Consider the following 21715-nt stretch of genomic DNA (forward strand, 5'->3'; position numbering starts at 1 on the left):
GAAAAAGAGATTGTAATTTGGTTTCAACCAAACTACAATCTCTTTTTTGTTTAAATTACTTCCACCAAATCCAAGTCCAAAGGTAATTTCGTACATTTCGAGGAGTAATGCGAATGAAGCGTTCACCGTCAAAGAAGCAATTTAAATTTGGAAGTGTTTCATCTGGATTTTCTGGAACAAAGGTGACGATGTTTTCGTTACTTGTAACGGTTACTGTAATTGGTGGGTCGGTAGGCGATACTTGAAGTTGTAACGAAATATTGGCCGTATTTTTAAATTCTTTATTAACAGGTGGGCTTATTACTTGTACTGTGAATGACACGATAATTGTTTCGTTTGGTTCCAAATTAGTAGCGACTAGGAAACCGATATTCGGATTCGCTAGTGGAGAGCGTTCACCGTTAATAAAGACAGTGCCGTTTATAAATTGTAAACCTGCTGGAATGGTATCTTGTAAAGAAATATTTGAGAGTGAAATTTCGGAAGTATTTGTAACACGTACCATATAATCAAAATATTGATTTAAATAAACTGAGCTGACGGAAGCGTTTTTCGTGACTGTTGCAGTTACAAATTGAACTGGTATACGAACGATATTTGAATTAACAATGAAAGTAACAATTGGATCCTGTGGTGTCAATTGAAAAGCAGCGGTAACTGTTGCAGAATTTATAATTGTACTGTTTGAAGGAATAGAAGTTACGAGAACTTGAAATGTTATAGTTGCTACTGAATCTGCGGGTAAAGAGCCGATATTAATACCAGTATCTGGTCGGATGTTTGGAACGGGAGTACCGTTAATTGTTACACTGTTTTCTATTAATGTTGTACCAGCTGGAATCATATCTAAAACGGAAGTACTTACTGTAGGAATTGGGGAATCATTAAATGCCTCTAATGTGAATGTAATAACATCTCCTATAATGACGATAGATTTGTCTGCTGTTTTCTCAATGCGAACTATTGGATTAATGATTATCGTTGTAACAATATTTGTTTGTTTTGTAACAGTATTTATTTGCCTTCTAATCGTAATAGGTGGTTCGGTTGGACCGACAATAGACGTATAGGAAATAGTCGCATCGTTATTGATTCTAGATTGAAGAGTAGAAGAAGAAATTTTCACTTGGAACGTAATAATAACAGATTCATTAGGAGCAAGATTTCCTAACGTAATACCATTTTCAGGGTTCTCATTAGGCTGATTGATTCCGTTAATCGTAACACTACCAATAACGAATGTCGTATCTACTGGTGCCGTGTCTACTAGAAGAAGATCTTCAATAGTGATATTACCATTATTCGTAATAGTAATGGTGTACGTTAAAGTTTGACCAGGCAAGGCGCTCGTGAAATCAACAACCTTTATCGCAACGACATTATCATTTTGGACAGTTGTAGTGACAGTATTTGTTGTAGTTGTATTCGTAACAGGTGCGTTATTTGGGTTGACTATATAGTTAAAGGTAGTAATTGCATTGTTGTTGAGTTCATTTGGTGTTGGGATAGAAGTTACAGTTACTTGGAATGAAACTATTGCGTCTCCACCAATAGGTATAGTACCAATTGGTATGCCGCTTACTGGATTCACTCCTGGAAGGATTTCTCCGTTTACAATGACGCTATTTTCTATAAACGTAGTACCTTGAGGAATAATATCTTGAATAATTACATCATTTACTGCAACATTACCGGTTTGATTTAGTGTAAGCGTATACGTTAACGTATCACCAACCGTTGCAAATGCAAGATCAACAGTTTTATTACTATTCAAATTCGCATGATTAATTTCTGTTGCTGCAGCTGATGAAATAATGGTTTCCGTAATAGGTGGTCGATCTGGTAACGTGTATTCATATTCAATTGTACTCGTGTTAGAGATAGGATTGGTTTGTGGAATCGAGGTGACCCGTACTTGGAATAGAACAGTTGCTCTCGTATTAGGCGGAATGTTATCAATTTGTATACCGTTAAGTGGATTGTCATTTGGACGAGCGTTTCCGTTCACAATAACACTATTCTCTATAAAGTTCGTATTTCCTGGGATGCTATCTGTAACAATAATGTTTTCTATTTGTATATTTCCGTTATTTATAATGGAAATTGTATAAGGGATGATTGTTTGTAGGTCAGCATATTGGATAGGTGTTGTTTTTGTCGCAATTACATTAGCAGAAATAACTTCAGTGAAAGTAATATTACTAGTCGATAGTTGTTCCTCGCCAGTAATTGTATAACGAGAAGTTGATTGATTTTGAACATAGCCGCTGGCTGGAAGAGCTGCGACAGTAACAGAAAATGTGACTGGGATAGAAGTGTTAGGAGCAATCGTTCCTACAAGTATACCAGCACTTGGATTGGCATTAAGCTGAGGAATGTTATTTACTAAAACGCTACTGTCAATAAAGGTTGTTCCATCAGGTATATTGTCTGTAAATACAACAGCAGTTGCATCCGTATTCCCCGTATTCGTTAAAGTTGTTGTATAAGTTAAAATGTCACCAATCGTTACAGAGGTCAAATCAACAGTTTTAAGTGAAACGATATCAGCATCATTAATTTGAACGAAAGTAGTATTGGAAGTAGTCGATTTTTGAATTGGTGCAAAGTCAGGATTGAAAATAAAGTCGTAGACGATGTTTGCAGTATTAGGTGTTGGATTTACAGCAGGTAAATTCGTAACTGAAACTTGGAATGTTATTGTAGCTATTTGACCTGATGCGATATTAGGAATGGAAAAGCCGATATTCGGATCTGCTGCAGGAAGTACAGTGTTGTTAACTGTTACACTTCCCGGAATAAATACCGTTCCATCTTCTATAATATCAGTAAAAAAGATGGAGTTAGTTGTAGTGGATCCGTTATTTTGAATGGATACTGTATATTCAATGGTTTCATCAATGTTAGCTAATACAGTATTAGCAGATTTTGTAGCAATAAGAATAGCATCAATAAATTGTATATTTGTACTATTGGAAGAGGTCGTTTCTGAAATTGGTGGGGCGCTTGGGTCTGGTCGATACTCATAGGGAATGACAGCGATATTATTAATGTTATTTTGTGGCGGTATAGAGACTACGCTTACTTGAAAAGTAACAATAATCGTGTTATTTGGAAGAATTATATCAAGATTGATACCGGTAATTGGATTTTCATTAGGCCTTGGTATGCCATCTACAAGTATGCTATTTGGAACGAATGTGGTGCCAGCGGCAATTGCGTCAATAAGGAGAGTATTTGTAATAGGTACTGTACCAGCGTTTGTAACTGCGATTGTATATGTGATGATTTGACCTATGCGTGTAATAGATCTGTTAGCGGATTTAATTGCACTAACATTTGCCGTCCGCACTTCAGTATTTACTGCATTTGATAACGATATGCGCTGAATAATAGGAGAACTAGGATCAATTTGGTATTCGTACGAAGTGTCTGAAATATTAATGACTGCATTGCCCTCTGGTATATTTGTAAGTTGTACTTGGAATGAAATAGTGATTGTTTCATTTGGTTGTATCGTGCCGAGAGTTACTCCGTTTTCAGGATTCACGCCAGGCTGAATTACATTATTTATTGTTAAGCTATCTTCAATGAATATAGTACCTTCTGGAATATTATCAACGAACACGGTATTGTTAGTTGGAACGGTTCCTATATTTTGTAGTGTATTTGTGTAGGTAATCATTTGCCCGATTGATACGAAAGTTACATCCGCGCTTTTAACAGAAATAATATTTGCATTTTGAAGTGATGTTGTAACAATGTTAGAATTTGCAGAGCGATTTACTGGTGGGGCTGTAGGAATGCTTACATATTGGTAAATTGCTGAAGATTGATTTGCAATTTCGGTTTCAGTAGGTGGATTATTTGTTTGCACTTGAAATAGTATCGTTTTGGAACTGTTAGCAGGAATGGTTCCAATCGGTATTCCATTTTCAGGATTTACACCTGGCTGCAGGACGCCGTTAATTGTGACACTATCGGGAACAAATGTAGTCCCAGCTGGAATAGAGTCTGTGAAAATAATATTTATTGCGTCAACATTACCGATATTTTTCACTTCAGAAATATAAAGTATAGTTCCGCCAATATCTACAGTTGTTGGATTGGATGTTTTTGTAATTACCAATTGTGCTTGCACGAAATTTGTAATGACGATATTACTAGTAGATGTTTCAGTAATAGGCGGTTGCCCTGGGTCTGGCTGAATTGTATAAGTTGTGTTGGATTGATTTGTAATTGATTCTTGCGAGAATGGATCGTTAATAAGAATTTGGAAAGAAATAAGGTGAGTAGCGTTTGCTGATAAGGTAGGTAAAGTAACACCAGCATTTGGATTGGCACCAAGCATAGCTGTTCCATTAAGTGTAAAACTATTTTCTACGAATGTAGTACCTTCCGGAAGAGTATCTGAAAATATGAGATTTGTAGCTGGAATATTTCCGGTATTTTCTAGTGTTATCGTATAAGTTAAAATATCTCCTGTTGTTGCTTGTTGTGCATTGACTGCTTTTAAAGAAAGAATAGTCGCGTCCGAAATTTGTGTGAAAACTGGATTGGACGTAATTGTTCGAGAGATGATAGGAGCAGTTGGATCAGCGATAAAAGTATAGTCAATACGGGCTGTATTAGAAATAGGATTCACGTTTGGAATGAATTGAACGATAACTTGAAATGTGACGGTGACGATTTCTGAAGGTGAAACGGAGTTTAATGGTATTCCTATGTTAGGATCGGTACCTGGAACAGAAACGCCATTAATGGTAACACTATTCGGAATAAATGCGGTTCCTTCTGGGACCAAGTCTATTAAAGTAACTGTATTTGCAGTAGTATTTCCGTTATTTTGAACGACTACTGTGTAAGTGATTGTACCGTCAGTAGATTGTACGAGAGAATCTGTACTTTTAATTACGGATAACGATGCATCAACAACAGCTGTATTAACTGTATTAGACGAGGATGTTGCTGTAACTGGAGGTTGATTTGGATCGACGATATACGTGTAACTTGTAATGGCTTGATTGATAATTGCTCCTTGCGGTGGAATAGAACTAGCGACAAATTGGAACGTAATAGTAGCAGAATCACCTGGCGCGATAATACCAACTGGAATACCGAGAGTTGGACTTGCATCAGGAAGTGAAATTCCATTTAGCGTAACACTATTTGGAACAAATAATGCGCCCTCAGGAATGCCATTAATGAGTAATACAGAGTTTGCAGGGAAGTTTCCAGTATTCGTTAATGTTGCTGTATACGTAATTACTTCCTCGATAGATACAATTGAACGATTTGCTTGTAAGACAGTTGTAACAGTTGCGTTATTAATTTGTGTTGAAGCGCTATTAGAATTTATCGTGCCTGTAACAGGAGGAGAGGCCGGATCAACGATGAAAGCGTATTGAATAGATGCTACGTTTGTAATCGGATTTGAAGGTGGGGTTGATGTAACTATGACTTGGAAAGTAACAGTTAAGGAGCTACTCACGCTAACTGTTCCGATATTAACTCCGTTATTTGGATCTGCCCCTGGAATGGTACTTCCATTTACAGTAAAACTATTTTCTACAAAAGTTGTTCCTGCTGGAATCGTATCTGAGAAATTTACATTCGTAGCGTTTGTATTACCGCTATTTTGAATTAAAACTGTATAAGTGATCGTATCGCCAATATTCGCAAAGGCAGTATTAGCAGTTTTTACAGCTGAAAGGATTGCTGAATTAATAGAAGTAACGAAGACGTTCGTTTCCACATTTCCAGGTTGAGCCTGTAATGCATTTCCTACGTTATATTGGAAGTTTACAAATCCTAAGTTTTGGAGCTCTGGTGTGAATGTTGTTGGGTTACTTACAATTTGAACTTGGAATACAATTGTTACAGTTTGATTTGGAATGATCGTATTTATGCCAATACCGTCAATGATAGAAGCGGATGGTAACGGAGTGCCATCAACAATAACTGATCCTGCAACAAATTGTGTCCACAATGGTATCGGGTCTGAGAAAATAACGTTATTGGCAGGAATATTTCCAGTATTCGTGATCGTAGTTGTATACGTAATCGTATCACCAATCGTTGCAAAAGCTTTATCTCCAATTTTAGTGGTAGTTAAAATAGCACTTTCAATTGTTGTTGTAACACTATTTGAAGTAATGTTTTTTGAAACTGGAGGGTTAGCTGGATTGACGATATGTTGGAAATTAACGCTAGCTTGATTAGTAATTGGATTTATAGGCGGAATTTCATCGGCACTAATATGAAAAGATACGATGACAGACTGGTTTGGCGCGATATCACCAATTGGAACGCCTGTAATTAGGTCTGCATTTGGGATAGTAGTTCCATTGAGTGTAAAACTATTCGGTTCAAAGGAAGTTCCGTCTGGAATCATATCGGTAAAAATAACATTCGTCGCACTAACATTTCCGCTATTTGTAATCGTAACGGAGTAGATAATATCTTGCCCAATATCTACCGTTGATACATTTGAATTTTTTTGTGCAGTAAGGATAGCGCTATTAATTTGTGTTGTCGTTGTATTAGATTGATTAGAAGTTGAAATGAACGGCTGGTCGGGATCAACAATATAACGATAAGTGGTAAGAGCTGAATTAGAAATAGGGTTGTTGATTGGTAGGGTTGTAACGGTAGCTTGGAATGTGATAATGGCTGCAGTACCACCGTTAATTGAACCGATATTTACACCAGTAGATAAATCAGCATTTGGAATGGTTTGCCCATTAACCGTGAAACTGTTTGGAACAAAAGTTAAATTGCTATCAAGTATATCGATAACGGTAACATCAGTTGCAGTCACATTTCCTGTATTCGGGAGGTTAAGTGTAAATGTTATTGTATTACCAACATCCGCAAAAGTAAGATCTGTTGTTTTTGTACTTATAATATTTGCGTTGTTTATTTGAAGAAGCGTAGTGTTGGAAGTAGCCGCACTTAATACTGGAGGATTAACAGGATCAACAGTAAACTCATATGTCGTTGATGCAGTATTTGGTGCTGGATTAATAGGTGGAATGCTGTTCACTGTAACTTGAAAGGTGATACTATATATTTCATTTGGTGGAAGTGCTGCAAGTAATACACCGTTATTCGGATTCGCGTCAGGTTGCAAAACACCATCGACAGTTAATGTGTTAGGAACAAATGTGATTCCACTTGGTAATACATCTTTGAATACAATGTTGGCTGCATCTGTATTCCCTATATTTGAAATAGAAGTAGTGTAAAAAGCAGTTTGCCCGATACCTGCAAACGATACACTTTCATTTTTCGTCATGGATAATAGTGCTTCTTTAATTTGCGTTGAAACAGGATTGCTAATTGAAGTTTCTGCATCAGGCGGTGAGACTAATTGGTACGATGTTGATGAGAAATTTACAATGGGGTTTTCCGTTGGTAATGACGTTACAGTAACTTGGAACGAAATTGTTACTGTAGCCCCAGCTGTTATAGTTCCGATATTTACACCGTTCACTGGATTTGCGCCACTTTGAGGAATTCCATTAATAGAAAATGTGTCTGCAATAAATGCTGTTCCGTTCGGTACGGTATCTGTGAATATAACATTTTGTGCGGATGAGTTTCCATTGTTTGTTAAAGCGACAGTATAAGTGAGTGTGTCTCCAATACGACTAAAGGATTTATCGACTTGTTTTAATGAAAGAATGGTAGCTGTATTAATCGTAGTGAACACTGTGTTTGAAGTAACCGTCCTTGAAACAATAGGGGCATTAGGATCAGCGATAAATGTGTAAGAAGCAGTAGCGGAATTGGCAATAGGATTTTGGGCTGGTGTAGAAGTAGCAGTAACTTGAAATGCTATAGATATTGAGCTGTTAGGAGCAATTGATCCAATCGTTATACCGGTATTAGGATTGAGTCCAATTTGCTTGATATCATCTATTGTAACGCTATCAGTAATAAACGTTGTTCCATCTGGTATAAGGTCAATGAAAGCAATATCTGTAGCGTTTGTATTACCACTATTCGTTAAAATGGTCGTATAGGTAATGGTATCACCTAGTGTTACAAGTGTTTGATCGACGGATTTAATCATCGTTATGATAGCATCTAATACAGGGTTTGTAACGATATTCGTTGAAGTAGAAGTTGTAACAGGAGTTCCGTTTGGATCGACAGTATAAGAATATAAAATGGTATCATTCCCCATAATTGAACTTGAAGGGGGAACAGAAAGAACATTTACTTGGAAAGTAATGGTTACTGTTTCACCAGGAGCAATATTTGGTATGTTTACTCCAAGTGCTGGTTGCACACCAGACTGCTGAATTCCATTTATTGTAACTGAATTTGGTATAAATGTAGTACTAGCTGGAATGGTACTTGTAAAAGTTACATTTGTAGCTGGTGTATTTCCTGTATTCGTAATAGTCGTTGTATACGTAAGTGTATCCCCGACGGAAATAACCGATTTATCAACAGTTTTTGTTGTAGTTAATATTGCGCTATTAATGGTCGTTGAAACCGTATTTGATATAGTTGTTTGTAATACAGAAGGTTGGCTAGGATCAACTACATGTTCAAATTGTACGGAACTAAAATTAGAAATTGGATTTATACTTGGAATATTTGTAACAAGAACATTGAGAGTAATAACAGTCGTTCCACTTGGATTTATATTTCCAATCTGTATTCCGTTCCCAGGATTTCCAATTTGCTGTGTACCAGAATCATTTGTTAAAGTTCCGGAAATAAATGTTGTTCCTTCAGGTAAAATATCCGTAAAAATTATATTTTGTGAAGTGACATTTCCAGGATTACTTAATGTAATTGTATAAGAAATTGTATCGCCAATCGTAGCGAAAGTTTTATCTACAGATTTGATTGCCACAACTTCCCCAGAATTTATTTGTGTCGAAACAGAATTAGATGTCGTACTTCGTGAAATAAGTGGTAAATTAGGTCCTGTCATAAATTGATAATCAATGAAAGCACCGTTTACAACTGGTGAATTTGGCCCTCCAGGTCCGATTGTAAAAATAGGATTTGGAATACTAACTACTTGCACGCGGAAGGTAACGTTTATAAAATCTCCTGCAATAATATCCCCAATTGGTATCCCGTTTGCTGGATTTACTCCAGGTAATAAAACCCCGCCTACTCGAACGCTATCTTCTATGAATACTGTATTATTTGGAATCGAATCTGTAAACATGATATTCGTAGCAGTCGTGTTTCCTATATTTTCTAATAAAACTGTATACGTTAAAAATGAATTTCCAGGTGCGATGTCAGAAAATAGTCGATCCACACTTTTCGTTGCTTGTATAATTGCTTCATTAATTTGCACTAAAGTTGGATTACTAGTAGCTGTTTCTGTCACTGGTGGCTGGTTAGGATCAACAATGATAGAGTATGTCGTACTAGATTGATTTAAAGTTGGATTTGTAGCTGGTATTGAGCCGACGATCGCTTGAAAACTAACTATTGTCGTTCCTCCAACCGGAATTGCGTCTAAAGAAATCCCGCTATCTGGTCTAAATCCAAGTTGTGGGATAGTATTAATTTGTACGCTATCAGGAACGAATGAAAGTTCAGGTGGTAATATATCGATAAAAACAGGTGTGTTTGCGGTAGTATTTCCGCTATTAATGAGCGTAGTTGTATACGTAATTGTATCTCCAACAGCAGCAAAAGCACTGCTTGCAGTTTTTGTTGCGATAACGGACGCAGTATTTACTTGTGTAAAAGTTGTATTGGATTGAACTGTTCGTGAAACAGGCGACTCATTTATATCAACAATAAAGCTATATTGAAGCGATGATTGATTCGGAATGGGATTAGGATTTGGAAGAGTTGTAATATTCACTTGAAAACTAAGTGTAACCGATGCATTTGAATTCAAGTTACCAATAGTAATACCGTTTTGTGGATTTGCATTCGGGATTGTTACACCATTTATCTTAAAGCTATTTGGGACAAAGGCGGTACCATTTGGAATGGAATCTGTAAAAACAATGTTATTAGCGGTAGTATTTCCTGTATTTGTAACAACTGAGGTGAATGTAATCGTATCTCCAATTGTTGCGAAAGTTGTACTAGCATTTTTATTTATTACTAAAGTAGCGTCAATAATCGGTGTAACTGTCGTGTTTGTAACGGTACTACCAACAGCTGGTGTTTCAGTTGGATTCACTGCATATTCGTAGTTTACAAGAGCATTATTCGTTAAAGTTCCACTAGGTGGAATAGCGAGAATTTTCACTTGGAATGTAATGAAAGTAGTGCCTCCTGGTGAAATATCGTCTAAATGAATACCTAATGAAGGGTCTAATCCAGGTTGGGAAATGTTATTGATCGTAACGGAATTGGGGATGAAGGATGCACCTGGTCCAAGTCCATCCGTTAAAACTGTAGCACTAGCAGGGATATTTCCTGTGTTCGTAACTGCAATCGTATAAGTAACGATATCTCCAATTGCAGCATTCGGTATGTTTACTGATTTCGTAGCGATAATCGTAGCGTTGTTAATTTGAGTTGTTATTACATTACTTGATGCATTGGCGGATGCTGGAGGTAAGTTCGGGTCTACGATATATTGGTACGTTGTGTTACTTTGGTTCGGGATTGGATTCGGATTCGGGATGGAGTTTACTTGCACCTGGAACGAAATTATCGTATTTGCATTCGGATTTATAGGATCAATTGCTATTCCATTCGTTGGATTTACATTAGGCAGTATATTCCCGTTTACTGTTACACTATTTGGAATAAAAGATGTCCCGCTTGGAATTGCATCGGTAAAGACTATATTTGATGCAAGTGTGTTCCCGTTATTCGTTAAAGTAGTCGTGTACGTAATAATATCATTTACGTTCGCAAACTGTTTATCTGCAGATTTTGCAGCGGTAATCGTTGCATTATTAATAATTGTCTGTACAGTGTTAGAGGCCACGATCTGCATTACAACTGGTTTGGATGGATCGTACATGTATTGGAATGTAGTGCTCGATTGATTCGTAAGCGGATTTGGACTAGGAATAGTTGGTACAAAAACCTGGAATGCAACAGTACGTGATGAATTTGCTCCAATTGTACCAATTAAAATGCCGTTAGCAGGATTTGCATTAGCTATAGGGACACCGTTAATCGTTACAGTATTAGGAAGAAAGGTGGTACCAGCTGGAATGATATCTGTAAACGTTACATTAGAGGCGGGGATATTGCCGCTATTCGTTAAAATTGTTGCATAAGTTATGACATCGCCAACATCAGCGAAATTTGTACTTGTTAGTTTCGTAGCGACAATATTAGCAGTATTAATTTGTGTAGCTACGATATTGCTAATAGCGTTCCTGACAACAGCAGGTAAATTTGGATCTGCGATAAAGCTATATTGAAGTGCAGCACTGTTTTGAACTGGATTTGGTGAAGGTAAACTATTTGCACTAATTTGGAAAACAATTGTTGTAATGCCGCCTGCTGGAATCGTACCAACTTGAAGGCCGGCACTTGGATCCGCACCTAGCTGTAAAGCACCCCCTATAAAAATACTATTTGGTACGAGAGTCGTACCAGGTGGAAGTATATCGGTAACGACTACATTATCTGCTGGAGTATTTCCTGGGTTAGCTAAGGCAATTGTATATGTGATTGGTTGCCCAACATCAGCGATAGTTAAATCTACATCCTTGAAAATAATTACATTTGCTAAATTAATTTGTGTACTTACAGTATTACTTAAAGATGTTTCTATCGTTGGTGGATCTCCTGGGTTCAAAATAAAGCTATACTGTGTACTAGATGAATTTATTGTTGGATTTTGTGTTGGTAAAGAGGTGACAGTTACTTGATAAGAGACGGTAAGTGAGCCGTTAGCAGGAATAGAAGGTAACGGAACACCGACATTTGGATCGACGTTATTTTGGAGTACACCATTAATAAGGAAAGTATTTGGGATAAAGGTAGTACCGTCTGGATTCGTATCAACAAAAGTAGGACCATCAGCGGAAACACTTCCTGCATTTGCCAAAGTAACGGTATAAGTTAATACATCCCCAACAGTAGCAAACGCTCGATCCACTGCTTTGGTTGAAACGACATTTGCGTCATTTACTTGAGTGAATGTAGTGTTTGAAGTTGTGTTCTTACTTACAGGGGAAGCATTAGGATCCACGATAAAGTTATAGGAAATAGAAGCGCTATTTGAAATAGGGTTTGGATTTGGGATGCTAGTTATTAATACTTGGAATGAAGCTGTAATTGTAGTATTAGCATTGATACTATCGATATTGATGCTAGCTGGTGTAACGCCTGGTTGAGTAACATTGTTAATCGTAACACTGTTTGGTATAAAGACAGTACCATTCGCGATTGAATCGGATAGTACTACATTGTTCGCCGCAACATTTCCATCGTTTGTAAGAGAAAAGGTATAAGTTAAAACATCTCCAACTTCCGCAAATGTTTTATCTACAGACTTAGTAGCCTGAAGGTTTGCTATTCTAATTGTTGATGTAACAGAATTAGAATTTGTTGTTTTTGAAGTTGGTGGCACACTTGGATTTACAGTATATAGGTAAGAAGCGAATGCATTATTAATGATAGGATTTTGGGCAGTAATATTGATGACTGTTACTTGGAAAGAAAGAGTAAAAGTAGCTCCGCCAGGAATTGTTCCTATAGGTAAAGCAATGAGAGAATCTACATTTTGTAAAACACCGTTTAGTGTTACAGTACCAGGAGTTAATATCGTTCCATTTGGTAGTGGATCTGTTAGTTGCACGTTAGTTGCAGCTGTATTTCCACTGTTTGTAATAAGAATTGTATAACTGATTGTTTCGCCAATTGTAGCAAATTGTTTATTTGTTGATTTTGTTACTGTTAAATTCGCATTGTTAATTTGAGTAGAAACAAGATTAGAAGAAATGTTTTTTGTAACGGGTGATTGGCTAGGATTGACGGTATATTGATAAGAAGCGCTTGAACCATTAGATATGACATTCGACGCTGGAATTGTATTTACTACTACTTGAAATGAAACATTTTTTGTTGTGCCAGTTGGAATAGATCCTATATTCACACCAGTAGCGGGATTTGCTCCAACCTGTGTCGTACCATCTATTGTTAAACTGTTGAGAACAAAAGTTGTTCCAGTAGGAATGACATCTGTAAAAATAACGTTATTCGCATTCGTATTACCTGTACCTGTAAAGGAAACAGTGTACGTTAGTGTATCACCAATATCTGCAAAATTTTTGTCTACTGCTTTCGTCATTGTTACAGTAGCATTATTCACTTGAGTGGAGACAATATTCGTCGTATCAGTCCCGCTTACTGCCGGTTGATTTGGCACAGGAATGTATTGATAAGTTGTTGTACCACTATTTAATATTGGATTTGTTTGCGGGATAGAAGGAACGAATACTTGAAATGAAACCGTAGTCGTAGAATTAGCAGCAATAGATCCAATTGATATACCAGTAGCGGGATTTGCGCCAGCTTGAGTAACCCCGTTAACAGTTACACTCCCTGGAATGAAAGTAGTCCCGCTAGGAATCGGATCCGTATATATAACGTTCGTTGCCGCGATATTTCCTATATTAGCTAAGGCAATACTGTAAGTTAACGTTTCACCAATATCTGTAAAAAGTTTGTTGACTGATTTTGTGCCATTAATATCTGCGAGGTTAACTTGTGTTCCAGCAGAGTTGCTTGTTGCAAGACCGTTAAAGGTTGTTCCTCCGGCGATTGGTGTATATTGAAATGTAATATTAGCAGTGTTAGAGATAGGATTTTAACTTGGAAGAGAAACGACAGTAGCTTGGAAAGTTACTGTACGAGAAGCACCATTATTAATGGTTCCGAGAGATATACCAGCGGCCGGATTTGCGTTCGTTTGTGGGACATTATCTATTGTTACAGTGCCAGGTATAAAGGAAGTACCGTTAGGGAGGATGTCTGTAAAAATAACGTTATTGGCAGGAAGAAGTCCGGTGTTAGGGATAGTAACTGTATAAGTGAGAACGTCTCCAATTGCCGCAACACTTTTATTTACGCTTTTCGTTGCTTGAATATTAGGTGAATTTATGTTGATTTGTAAACCGACTGTATTCAACATATAAGCGTCTCCGTTAGTCGTTAAACGGATTGCGGCGGACACTTGAGAATTTGTTAAATAAGGAGAAATATCAATAGAAGTAATGTCCCAACCTTGCCGGCCTGCGGAGATATTTGTGCTTGTAGCGGCACTTTGATTGCGCGTTCCAAATGTCCCAGTTGTATCTAAGTTTCCTGCAGCATTATTCACTTGAGAACCGAAGAAGTTATTTACAGCATTATTTGGCCCAGATAAAGCATTTAATGAACTGAAATTTGGTCCAAATAGCGCTTGATCCCCTGTTATATCTGCATCTCCTTCAATAGAACTTAAAAATAATCTCCCGCTTACAGGTCCTCCTGAAGGTGTTAAGAATCCAGAAACAGCTACATCTGCACTACCAGTATCAGCAGAAACACGGTTTCCAGCTACGTAAATTGTTAAGTTTCTTGCTGGTAATGTCCCGTTTTGATAAGCGACGATAAGCGTCCATCCAGCTGAATTAATTGTTCCATTAGAAGCATCTATAGGATCTACAAGTCCAGGGACAGCTCCCGTAGTATAAGAACCAGAGCCTCCAGCTTGAATAAGGGTTGTTACGTCTGCTGAACGAGTGTAAAAGCCAAATGTAATAGAATTTGAAACGAAAGTTTGATTTGAAGCTGTAACAGCTGAAGGAGTAATCAAGTATGTTGAAACAGGTGTTGTAAAAGAAACCGGGTTTCCTAATACACTCGTAATGTTTTGATCACGAGATAAATAGTTTCCACCCCAAACGAGTTCTGCGTAAAGAATCGTACTACCAGCAGGTATATTTAAAAGAGCGGTAGAACTATTTTGTGTATAGTTTAACGTTGTACCAGCAGGAAAAGTAGGTACTTGTAAAGCAGTATTTGTAGTTGCGAATGCACCAATTGCTCCGATTGTACCAGCACGGTTTTGATTACTAATTTTACTTAATCCTAAAGTATTTCCTGTAATAGCGAGTGCGCCGTTAGTGGTGGTAGAAAATCGATTCGTAATGGGCATGTTGTCACCTCATTTCCAATATAGTCTTGGTCAAAATAGGATATGTGTGTGACAAATAAAGGGAAACATGTACAAGTTGATTTGATAATAATGATTTAAATGTCTAGATAAGGGGATGGATTATGATTGAATTAGAAATGAGGGTAGAACGTCTTAGGAAAGAAAAAATAGAGGACATTGTAGCGTTATCTTCTTATATTGGGTGGGATTATAACAGGGAAGAAATTGAGACTATTTTTAGCTCAGGTATTGTATACGGTGTGTGGAATGAGAGGGAGGAACTCATTGCTAGTGCGGCAATAATATTATATGAAGAGAAATTAGCATCTATCGGAATGGTCATTGTACATCCGAATTATAAGGGACGCGGGATTGGAAAGACGATAACGAATGCATGCATGAAGAGCGTATTGGCTCAAACTGCCATTATGCTTATTGCTACAGATGAGGGGGAATTTTTATATGAAAAATTAGGATTTAGAGCAGTAAGCTATGTTTCTAAATACATATGTAACTCGTACAATGTGAATGATTATTGTATAGAAAATGAAGATTATATAATGAATTATCAAGAGTGTGATTTAGAAGAACTAATAAAATTAGATGAATATGCGTTTGGAACAAATAGAAAAGAGTTTTTAACGAAAAGAATTATGCAAAGTGAACAGTGTATCGTTGTAAAGGATAAGGAACAACATGTACTAGCATATGGTTTAAGCGTACAAACACCAGAAAATAAAATAATAGGACCAGTCGTTGCTAAAAATGATGAAATGGCGATGCGAATTGTACATTATTTAGCAAGTGAACATCATGGTAAATTAAGAATTGATGTACCAGAGGGGAAAAACGATTTTATGAATGAATTAGAGGCTGTTGGCTTTCAAAAGGTTAATACACCACCAATTATGATGAAAAATAGCGATCAATTATTAAAAAGGAATAATGAGTTATATAGCATTGCAGCGCAAATTTTTGGATAAAAAAGAATCCTTCTGAATGAAGGATTCTTTTTCGTTAATCACGATATTGATCATGAATAGGTACAAAAAGGTCTTCCTCGACATCCCTAACAACTGAAAAATGATCCACATTATAATGTCCATGTAGAATTTTATTATGATGAGCAATAATTTGCTCTGCAGATAATACGTTAGAATCAGTTGTGGAATGACCATTTTTAATTAATGTAACGTCACATCCTTGTACAGTCGCAGTTCTAACTGCGGTGTCGATACAATGCTCTGTTTTACATCCACCGATAACGATATGGCCAATCTTCTCTTCTTTTAAAAGTTCAAGTAAAGAAGTGCCATAGAATGCGTTCGTTGCTGCTTTATTAATAAGGATTGCAGACTGAGGTACTTGAATTTCATTATGTACTTCAAATCCCTCACCGCTACCAGAAGCAACATCGATATCTCTTACGAAAACAATAAGGGCATTTGCATCGATTGCTTTCTGCACAGCTGTATTTAGTGTGGATAGTAACTCGGTTTTACGAAAAACTGCATTTTCTTTTTCATTTCCATCCATTAACTCTTGTTGCGCATCAATAATTAATAGTGCTTGTTTCATTTTATATCCCTATCCCCTTTAATATAAAATAAGTTACCAGTTACATATTCTTTTATATTGTAAGGAAATCCTCTATCGTCTACTTCGGATAGATTTACAAAGTTGTCATATAAATTTCATTCTCATAGCTTGTAAAAACATGTATGATAGGAGATGGAGAATTTTTGAGTAGGTGGGAATAGCATGCAAACAGTAGAAGATTATCTTTCATTCTTACATACGAAAGGATTTAAACTATCAGAGGAAGCACAAGGGTTTATTATGTTCGGACAAGGATATACGGGTGCATCTGATGGAATTGTGAACGCGGCAATAGAAGCGACAATTAAACATCAGTTACAGTTTGATGGGAGTTATTTTGTTGCGTTATTAGAACGATTGAAAGAAGAAGAGATTACAGATAAAAAAAGCGCTAAGGCTTTTATGCGGAAGTTACAAGCGTAACTTCACGCAGCCTGCGCTTCTTTTTTTGTTTTGGAAGGTAATTCAACAAACACCATGCCTAGGAAAATACAGAGGCATCCGATAATAGCGGAAATAGAAAGTTGTTCGTTTGCAACGAGAACGCCTGTTAAGGCAGCGAAAACGGGCTCCATTGCGAAAATAATGGCTACTCTCGTTGGAGACGTATGTTTTTGCGCTGATGTTTGAATGAAAAAAGCAATGGATGTTGCGAATAGAGAAGTTAGAAATAGGGCGAATAAAAAGGAAGAATTCGTCCATAGTGCTGCTGAAAGTAATTTTTCCCAATCTTCAAACAAAAAGGCGCAAATAGAAGAAAACATACCGACAGCTAACACTTGCGACGTACTTAACAATAAAGGTGATATTTTCTTAGAGAAGAAGCCATTAACAAGAATATGAGCAGCGAAAGCAACCGCGCAACCGAGAACGAGTATATCTCCAATGTTTAATTGAAATGAATCACCAGCTGTTAATAAGTATAAACCTGCTGTTGCTACAGCAATGCCCATTACGATAAAAATAGTAGCTTTTTGTTTTAAAAAGATAAAAGACAAAATAGGTACCATAACGATACTAAGCCCTGTTAAGAATCCTGCTTTTGAAGAAGTTGTATAAAGTAAGCCGAATGTTTGTAACACATAGCCAACACATAAAAAGAATCCAACGATTAATCCAGCAAGGCTACTCTGTTTTATATCTTGTTTTGAAGTTTTTTTTGCGAAAATCATTTGAACGAATAATAAAATAATTCCGGCGAATAAAAAGCGAATACCATTAAAAGTAAATGGACCAACGAAAGACATAGCATTTTGAACGACAACAAACGTAGCTCCCCAAATAAAAGAGACAAATAATAAAGCAAGAGGAGCAATCCAATCTTTTTTCACACTCATACCTCCGTTAATTTTGTAAGATAGCCTTTCTAGCTAACTCATCAGCAACTTTATTTTGACTACTTGGAATCCACTTAATAAAAAAGAGGTCGAAATTTTTTATGTACTGCAGTGCTTCTTCTAATAAAGGTGCAAACATTTTATTTTTTGCGTATTCTTTTTCGACAGCTCGCTCGACAAGTTGCGAATCTGTACGAAAAGAGACAATGTTATAATTATGCTCCGTGCAATATTTTAATGCCGCAAGTAAAGCGTGGTATTCTGCTTCATGATTGGACATTGTCCCGAGGGGTAATGATAATTGTACAGCTGGTTGAACCCCTTTAATAAATACTCCCGCACCAGAAGGACCAGGATTTCCTTTTGATGCACCATCAATATATACTTCAATCAAAATGAGAAACCTCCAAATGATAAGATGATCCCCTACTTATATGTTTCTTTGAAGTAGGGGATAGAGTAATTAGCCGATTGTAATGCTATAACGACATGTAAATGTTTCATTCGCTTGTAAAGATTGAATTCCTTTTTTTTCCTTGAAATCTTTTGCTGGAGTTACTTCATCGGCAATTCCGTACCAAGGTTCAATACATAAGAAAGGTGCATTATCCCCTGATGTCCATACGCCGACAAATGGGAATCCATCAAATTCTACTTTTACAAATTTATTATGTTTATGAGAACGAATCGAAATTTCATTCGTATTCATATGTTCAAAAATAAGCGCATCATTTTTGAATAAATCATATGTAAGTGGCAATTCATTTGTATTTTCAGCGATTAATTGCTTTTTGTTTGAAAGATAAGGTCCTTCTAATACACTGGTTTCTAAGTGTTCCGAACCATTAAACGATAAGTGATAATCTGTAAATGATTCACCGTCCAATAAAGGCAAGTTGAATCCAGGGTGTGCTCCGATTGAGAAGAACATCTCTTTTGAAGAAGGATTATTTACTTCATATGTTACATGAACACTTTGTCCGTCTAGCTCATAAGAAACGAGTAATTCGAATTCGTATGGGTATTTTTTTAATGTTTCTTCATTACTAGTAACAATATAAGTGATTTTCGTTTCACTTTGTTCTTTTACAGAGAATGTAAGATCACGAGCGAAACCGTGTTGTGTTAATGAATATGGTTTACCGTCTACGTAGTATGTATTATCTACTAATCGGCCGACAATTGGAAATAAAATTGGTGCGCGGCGCCCCCAATAAGTAGAATCGCCTTGCCATAAGTATTCAGTGTTATCTTCTTTTAAGCGAACGCTTTGTAATTCTGCACCTTTGTCAGAAATGGAAACGATCACTTTTTCATTTTGAATTGTTGCTGTCATGAAGTGAAACCTCCTAAAACTTTCATATGTTTTATTATACGTTGTCTAAAAGAAAAAAGGTAGTTCACGATAGGAATCTATTGACGAAAGAGGGGCTACCACGTAAAATATAATCTTGTTGCTAAAAAAACGAATAACGTGGTTCGAAACCATCCCACGTAAAAAAACTAAGGAGATTTTGTCATGAATATTAGAACTTTAGTCGGTAATGGTATTTTAGCGGCATTATATATTGCTGTTTCTATGCTTATTCAGCCATTTGGCTTTACGAATGTACAGTTTCGTATTTCAGAGATGTTTAATCATCTTGTTGTATTTAATAAGAAAGCAATTTACGGAATTGTATTAGGTGTATTTTTAACGAATCTCTTTTTCTCACCTATGATCGCTTACGATTTAGTATTTGGAGTAGGGCAATCTATTCTTGCATTAGTTGCAACGATTATTTCTATGCGATTTATTAAAGGTGTTTGGGCTCGTATGATTTTTAATACAGTTATCTTTACAATTACAATGTTTATGATTGCAATTGAACTTCATCTTGCATTGGGTTTACCATTTATGTTGTCTTGGTTGACATGTGCAGTTGGTGAATTTGTTGTCATGGCGATTGGTATGCCTGTAATGTACTGGATTAACAAGCGAGTACAATTTGAAAGATTTATGCAATAGATGAAAGAGTTATTCCTATAGGGATAGCTCTTTTTGTATGTAATCACATTGAATATAATGCTGTGACTATTGATACAATATAATAAAATAAAGTGAGGCTTTCATTAGCTGGCTACATATAAGAAGTCTTATATAAGGGGAATCTAGTATGAAATATAAAATTCATTGGTTGTATAAAACAAAGCGCGGTTTGCAGACGGAATTAACGACAGATTATATGAACATAGAAGAAGTACTTCAATTTGCAGAGGATTTTGAGAAAACGGGTAGGGTGAAAGAACTACTATTTTACGATGAAATGGATGCCGAATGGTCATTAAAGGAAATGAAAAAGCTGAGTAAACAAGTGGAGGAAGAGCCTCAAGAAATATACGTTTATTTTGATGGGGGGTATGATGTACAAACGAAAGAGGCTGGCGTTGGTATATGTGTGTATTATAAAAAAGGAAATACAAACTACCGCATTCGCCGCAATGCATATATAGAAGGTATATATGATAATAATGAAGCGGAATATGCATCATTATTATACGGTATGAATATACTCGAGGAACTAGGGATTAAGTATGAAGCAGTTACACTTCGCGGAGACTCACAAGTGGTACTGCAGCAATTAGCCGGAGAATGGCCTTGTTATGATGAACATTTAAATCATTATTTAGATCAAATTGAACAAAAGGCGAAGCAAATGAAATTAAAACTTGTATGTGAGCCGATATCTAGAAAACAAAATAAAGAAGCACATCAATTAGCTACGCAAGCATTAGAAGGAACAGTTATTGATAGTCATAAAGAAATAACCGAATAGAGAGGTGCAAAGGTGGATAAAAAGCAACTCATTACAGAGGTAAATGACTTATTAGAAACGTATTGTGAAGGGTGTTTTTTGCGAGAACATAATCGAAAGACGAATAGTAAGTATTACGCTCATTCATTTTGTATCAGGCAATGTACAGTTGGAGAAACGTTGAAAAAGTATGGAGAACAGCTGTCATGAAAAAACATCCAGAGAAAATTCTCTGGATGTTTTTTAGTGCTTCGCTTCATTTAATTGATGCTCGCATTGACTTAATTTTTTTTCCTCATTCATCAGAAACGGCTCATCTAAATCTGTTGCAACAGACTTCATAATTTCAAGCTGAGAGCGAGCGGCTTCTACAGCAGTAGTAGCATGCTCTAATGTATCTGGATCCATTGAAATTGTTGCTGATCCTACCATTTTTTGTGCTGTTTCTACACGAAATTTCACTTCTTCAAAATCATTTACTTCTGATCCCATTAATAATTCCTCCTTTGTATAGTGCGCATTTCACATAGTTTTTGCTCTGTAAAACGGAAATATACAAAGGAATAACAAAGGAGGTTACCAAGTAAGGTAACCTCCTGTTATATGTTGGATTAAAGTTTTACTACGTTAGCAGCTTGAGGTCCGCGGTTACCTTCAGTAATATCGAAAGATACTTCTTGACCTTCTTCTAAAGCTTTGTAGCCGTCTCCTTGAATAGCAGAGAAATGTACGAATACATCGTCAGCGCCTTCCATTTCGATAAATCCAAAACCTTTTTCGTTGTTAAACCATTTTACTTTTCCTTGCATGTTACAATTCCTCCTAAAAGCGTTTACTATTTTCATTTAGTGAAATTCATTTAAAAAAATAATATA

The 21715-nt window shown here is 36.5% G+C and carries 11 protein-coding genes, 1 pseudogene and 1 riboswitch; of the genes and pseudogenes, 5 read left to right on the top strand and 7 right to left on the bottom strand.

Annotated features, from left to right (window positions below; genetic code table 11):
• Window positions 1–55: 55 nt before the first annotated feature.
• Window positions 56–15109, bottom strand: a pseudogene (locus AXW78_RS07715) (DUF7507 domain-containing protein).
• A gap of 122 nt (window positions 15110–15231) precedes the next feature.
• Between AXW78_RS07715 and AXW78_RS07720 the strand changes: the two are divergent.
• Complete coding sequence (locus AXW78_RS07720; RefSeq protein WP_061883949.1) at window positions 15232–16092, top strand: GNAT family N-acetyltransferase; 861 nt, start codon at window positions 15232–15234, stop codon at window positions 16090–16092.
• 34 nt (window positions 16093–16126) lie between these two features.
• On the opposite strand, the gene AXW78_RS07725 is transcribed toward AXW78_RS07720, so the two are convergent.
• Window positions 16127–16687: a cysteine hydrolase family protein gene (locus AXW78_RS07725; RefSeq protein ID WP_000806331.1), complete on the bottom strand. Its 561-nt coding sequence runs from the start codon at window positions 16685–16687 to the stop codon at window positions 16127–16129.
• A 183-nt stretch (window positions 16688–16870) separates the two neighbouring features.
• Here AXW78_RS07725 and AXW78_RS07730 point away from each other — a divergent pair, with 183 nt between their 5' ends.
• A complete protein-coding gene (locus tag AXW78_RS07730) occupies window positions 16871–17131 on the top strand; it encodes a DUF6123 family protein (protein WP_001195212.1) in 261 nt (86 codons plus the stop codon).
• A 2-nt stretch (window positions 17132–17133) separates the two neighbouring features.
• Here AXW78_RS07730 and AXW78_RS07735 read toward each other — a convergent pair whose 3' ends face one another.
• The 3 genes from AXW78_RS07735 to AXW78_RS07745 form a co-directional block, all read right to left on the bottom strand.
• A complete protein-coding gene (locus tag AXW78_RS07735) occupies window positions 17134–18039 on the bottom strand; it encodes a DMT family transporter (protein WP_000711150.1) in 906 nt (301 codons plus the stop codon).
• Between the two features lie 13 nt (window positions 18040–18052).
• On the bottom strand, window positions 18053–18439 hold the full coding sequence (locus AXW78_RS07740) for a reverse transcriptase-like protein (RefSeq protein WP_000573872.1): 387 nt from the start codon (window positions 18437–18439) through the stop codon (window positions 18053–18055).
• Between the two features lie 69 nt (window positions 18440–18508).
• Complete coding sequence (locus AXW78_RS07745; RefSeq protein ID WP_061883950.1) at window positions 18509–19381, bottom strand: aldose 1-epimerase family protein; 873 nt, start codon at window positions 19379–19381, stop codon at window positions 18509–18511.
• A gap of 132 nt (window positions 19382–19513) precedes the next feature.
• Window positions 19514–19558: riboswitch (PreQ1 riboswitch) on the top strand.
• 6 nt (window positions 19559–19564) lie between these two features.
• Here AXW78_RS07745 and AXW78_RS07750 point away from each other — a divergent pair.
• From AXW78_RS07750 to AXW78_RS07760, 3 genes are all read left to right on the top strand, one after another.
• On the top strand, window positions 19565–20053 hold the full coding sequence (locus tag AXW78_RS07750; protein WP_001026476.1) for a QueT transporter family protein: 489 nt from the start codon (window positions 19565–19567) through the stop codon (window positions 20051–20053).
• Between the two features lie 148 nt (window positions 20054–20201).
• Window positions 20202–20861: a ribonuclease H family protein gene (locus AXW78_RS07755; RefSeq protein ID WP_061883951.1), complete on the top strand. Its 660-nt coding sequence runs from the start codon at window positions 20202–20204 to the stop codon at window positions 20859–20861.
• 12 nt (window positions 20862–20873) lie between these two features.
• Entirely contained in the window at window positions 20874–21050 is a 177-nt protein-coding gene (locus tag AXW78_RS07760; RefSeq protein ID WP_000358801.1) for a zinc-finger domain-containing protein, read from the top strand.
• Between the two features lie 33 nt (window positions 21051–21083).
• Here AXW78_RS07760 and AXW78_RS07765 read toward each other — a convergent pair whose 3' ends face one another.
• Window positions 21084–21332, bottom strand: coding sequence for a DUF2564 family protein (locus AXW78_RS07765; protein ID WP_000534396.1), 249 nt, complete (start codon window positions 21330–21332; stop codon window positions 21084–21086).
• A gap of 119 nt (window positions 21333–21451) precedes the next feature.
• Window positions 21452–21649, bottom strand: coding sequence for a cold shock-like protein CspB (gene cspB, locus AXW78_RS07770; RefSeq protein ID WP_001161731.1), 198 nt, complete (start codon window positions 21647–21649; stop codon window positions 21452–21454).
• Between the last annotated feature and the right edge of the window lie 66 nt (window positions 21650–21715).

This window comes from Bacillus thuringiensis, from assembly GCF_001595725.1.
GTDB classification, from domain to species: Bacteria; Bacillota; Bacilli; order Bacillales; family Bacillaceae_G; genus Bacillus_A; species Bacillus_A thuringiensis_K.

Excerpts from the sequence above, each read along its gene's own strand:
- AXW78_RS07725 (WP_000806331.1), bottom strand. The coding sequence starts at position 16,687 with ATGAAACAAGCACTATTAATTATTGATGCGCAACAAGAGTTAATGGAT.
- AXW78_RS07750 (WP_001026476.1), top strand. The coding sequence starts at position 19,565 with ATGAATATTAGAACTTTAGTCGGTAATGGTATTTTAGCGGCATTATAT.
- AXW78_RS07745 (WP_061883950.1), bottom strand. The coding sequence starts at position 19,381 with ATGACAGCAACAATTCAAAATGAAAAAGTGATCGTTTCCATTTCTGAC.
- AXW78_RS07755 (WP_061883951.1), top strand. The coding sequence starts at position 20,202 with ATGAAATATAAAATTCATTGGTTGTATAAAACAAAGCGCGGTTTGCAG.
- cspB (WP_001161731.1), bottom strand. The coding sequence starts at position 21,649 with ATGCAAGGAAAAGTAAAATGGTTTAACAACGAAAAAGGTTTTGGATTT.
- AXW78_RS07765 (WP_000534396.1), bottom strand. The coding sequence starts at position 21,332 with ATGGGATCAGAAGTAAATGATTTTGAAGAAGTGAAATTTCGTGTAGAA.
- AXW78_RS07720 (WP_061883949.1), top strand. The coding sequence starts at position 15,232 with ATGATTGAATTAGAAATGAGGGTAGAACGTCTTAGGAAAGAAAAAATA.
- AXW78_RS07730 (WP_001195212.1), top strand. The coding sequence starts at position 16,871 with ATGCAAACAGTAGAAGATTATCTTTCATTCTTACATACGAAAGGATTT.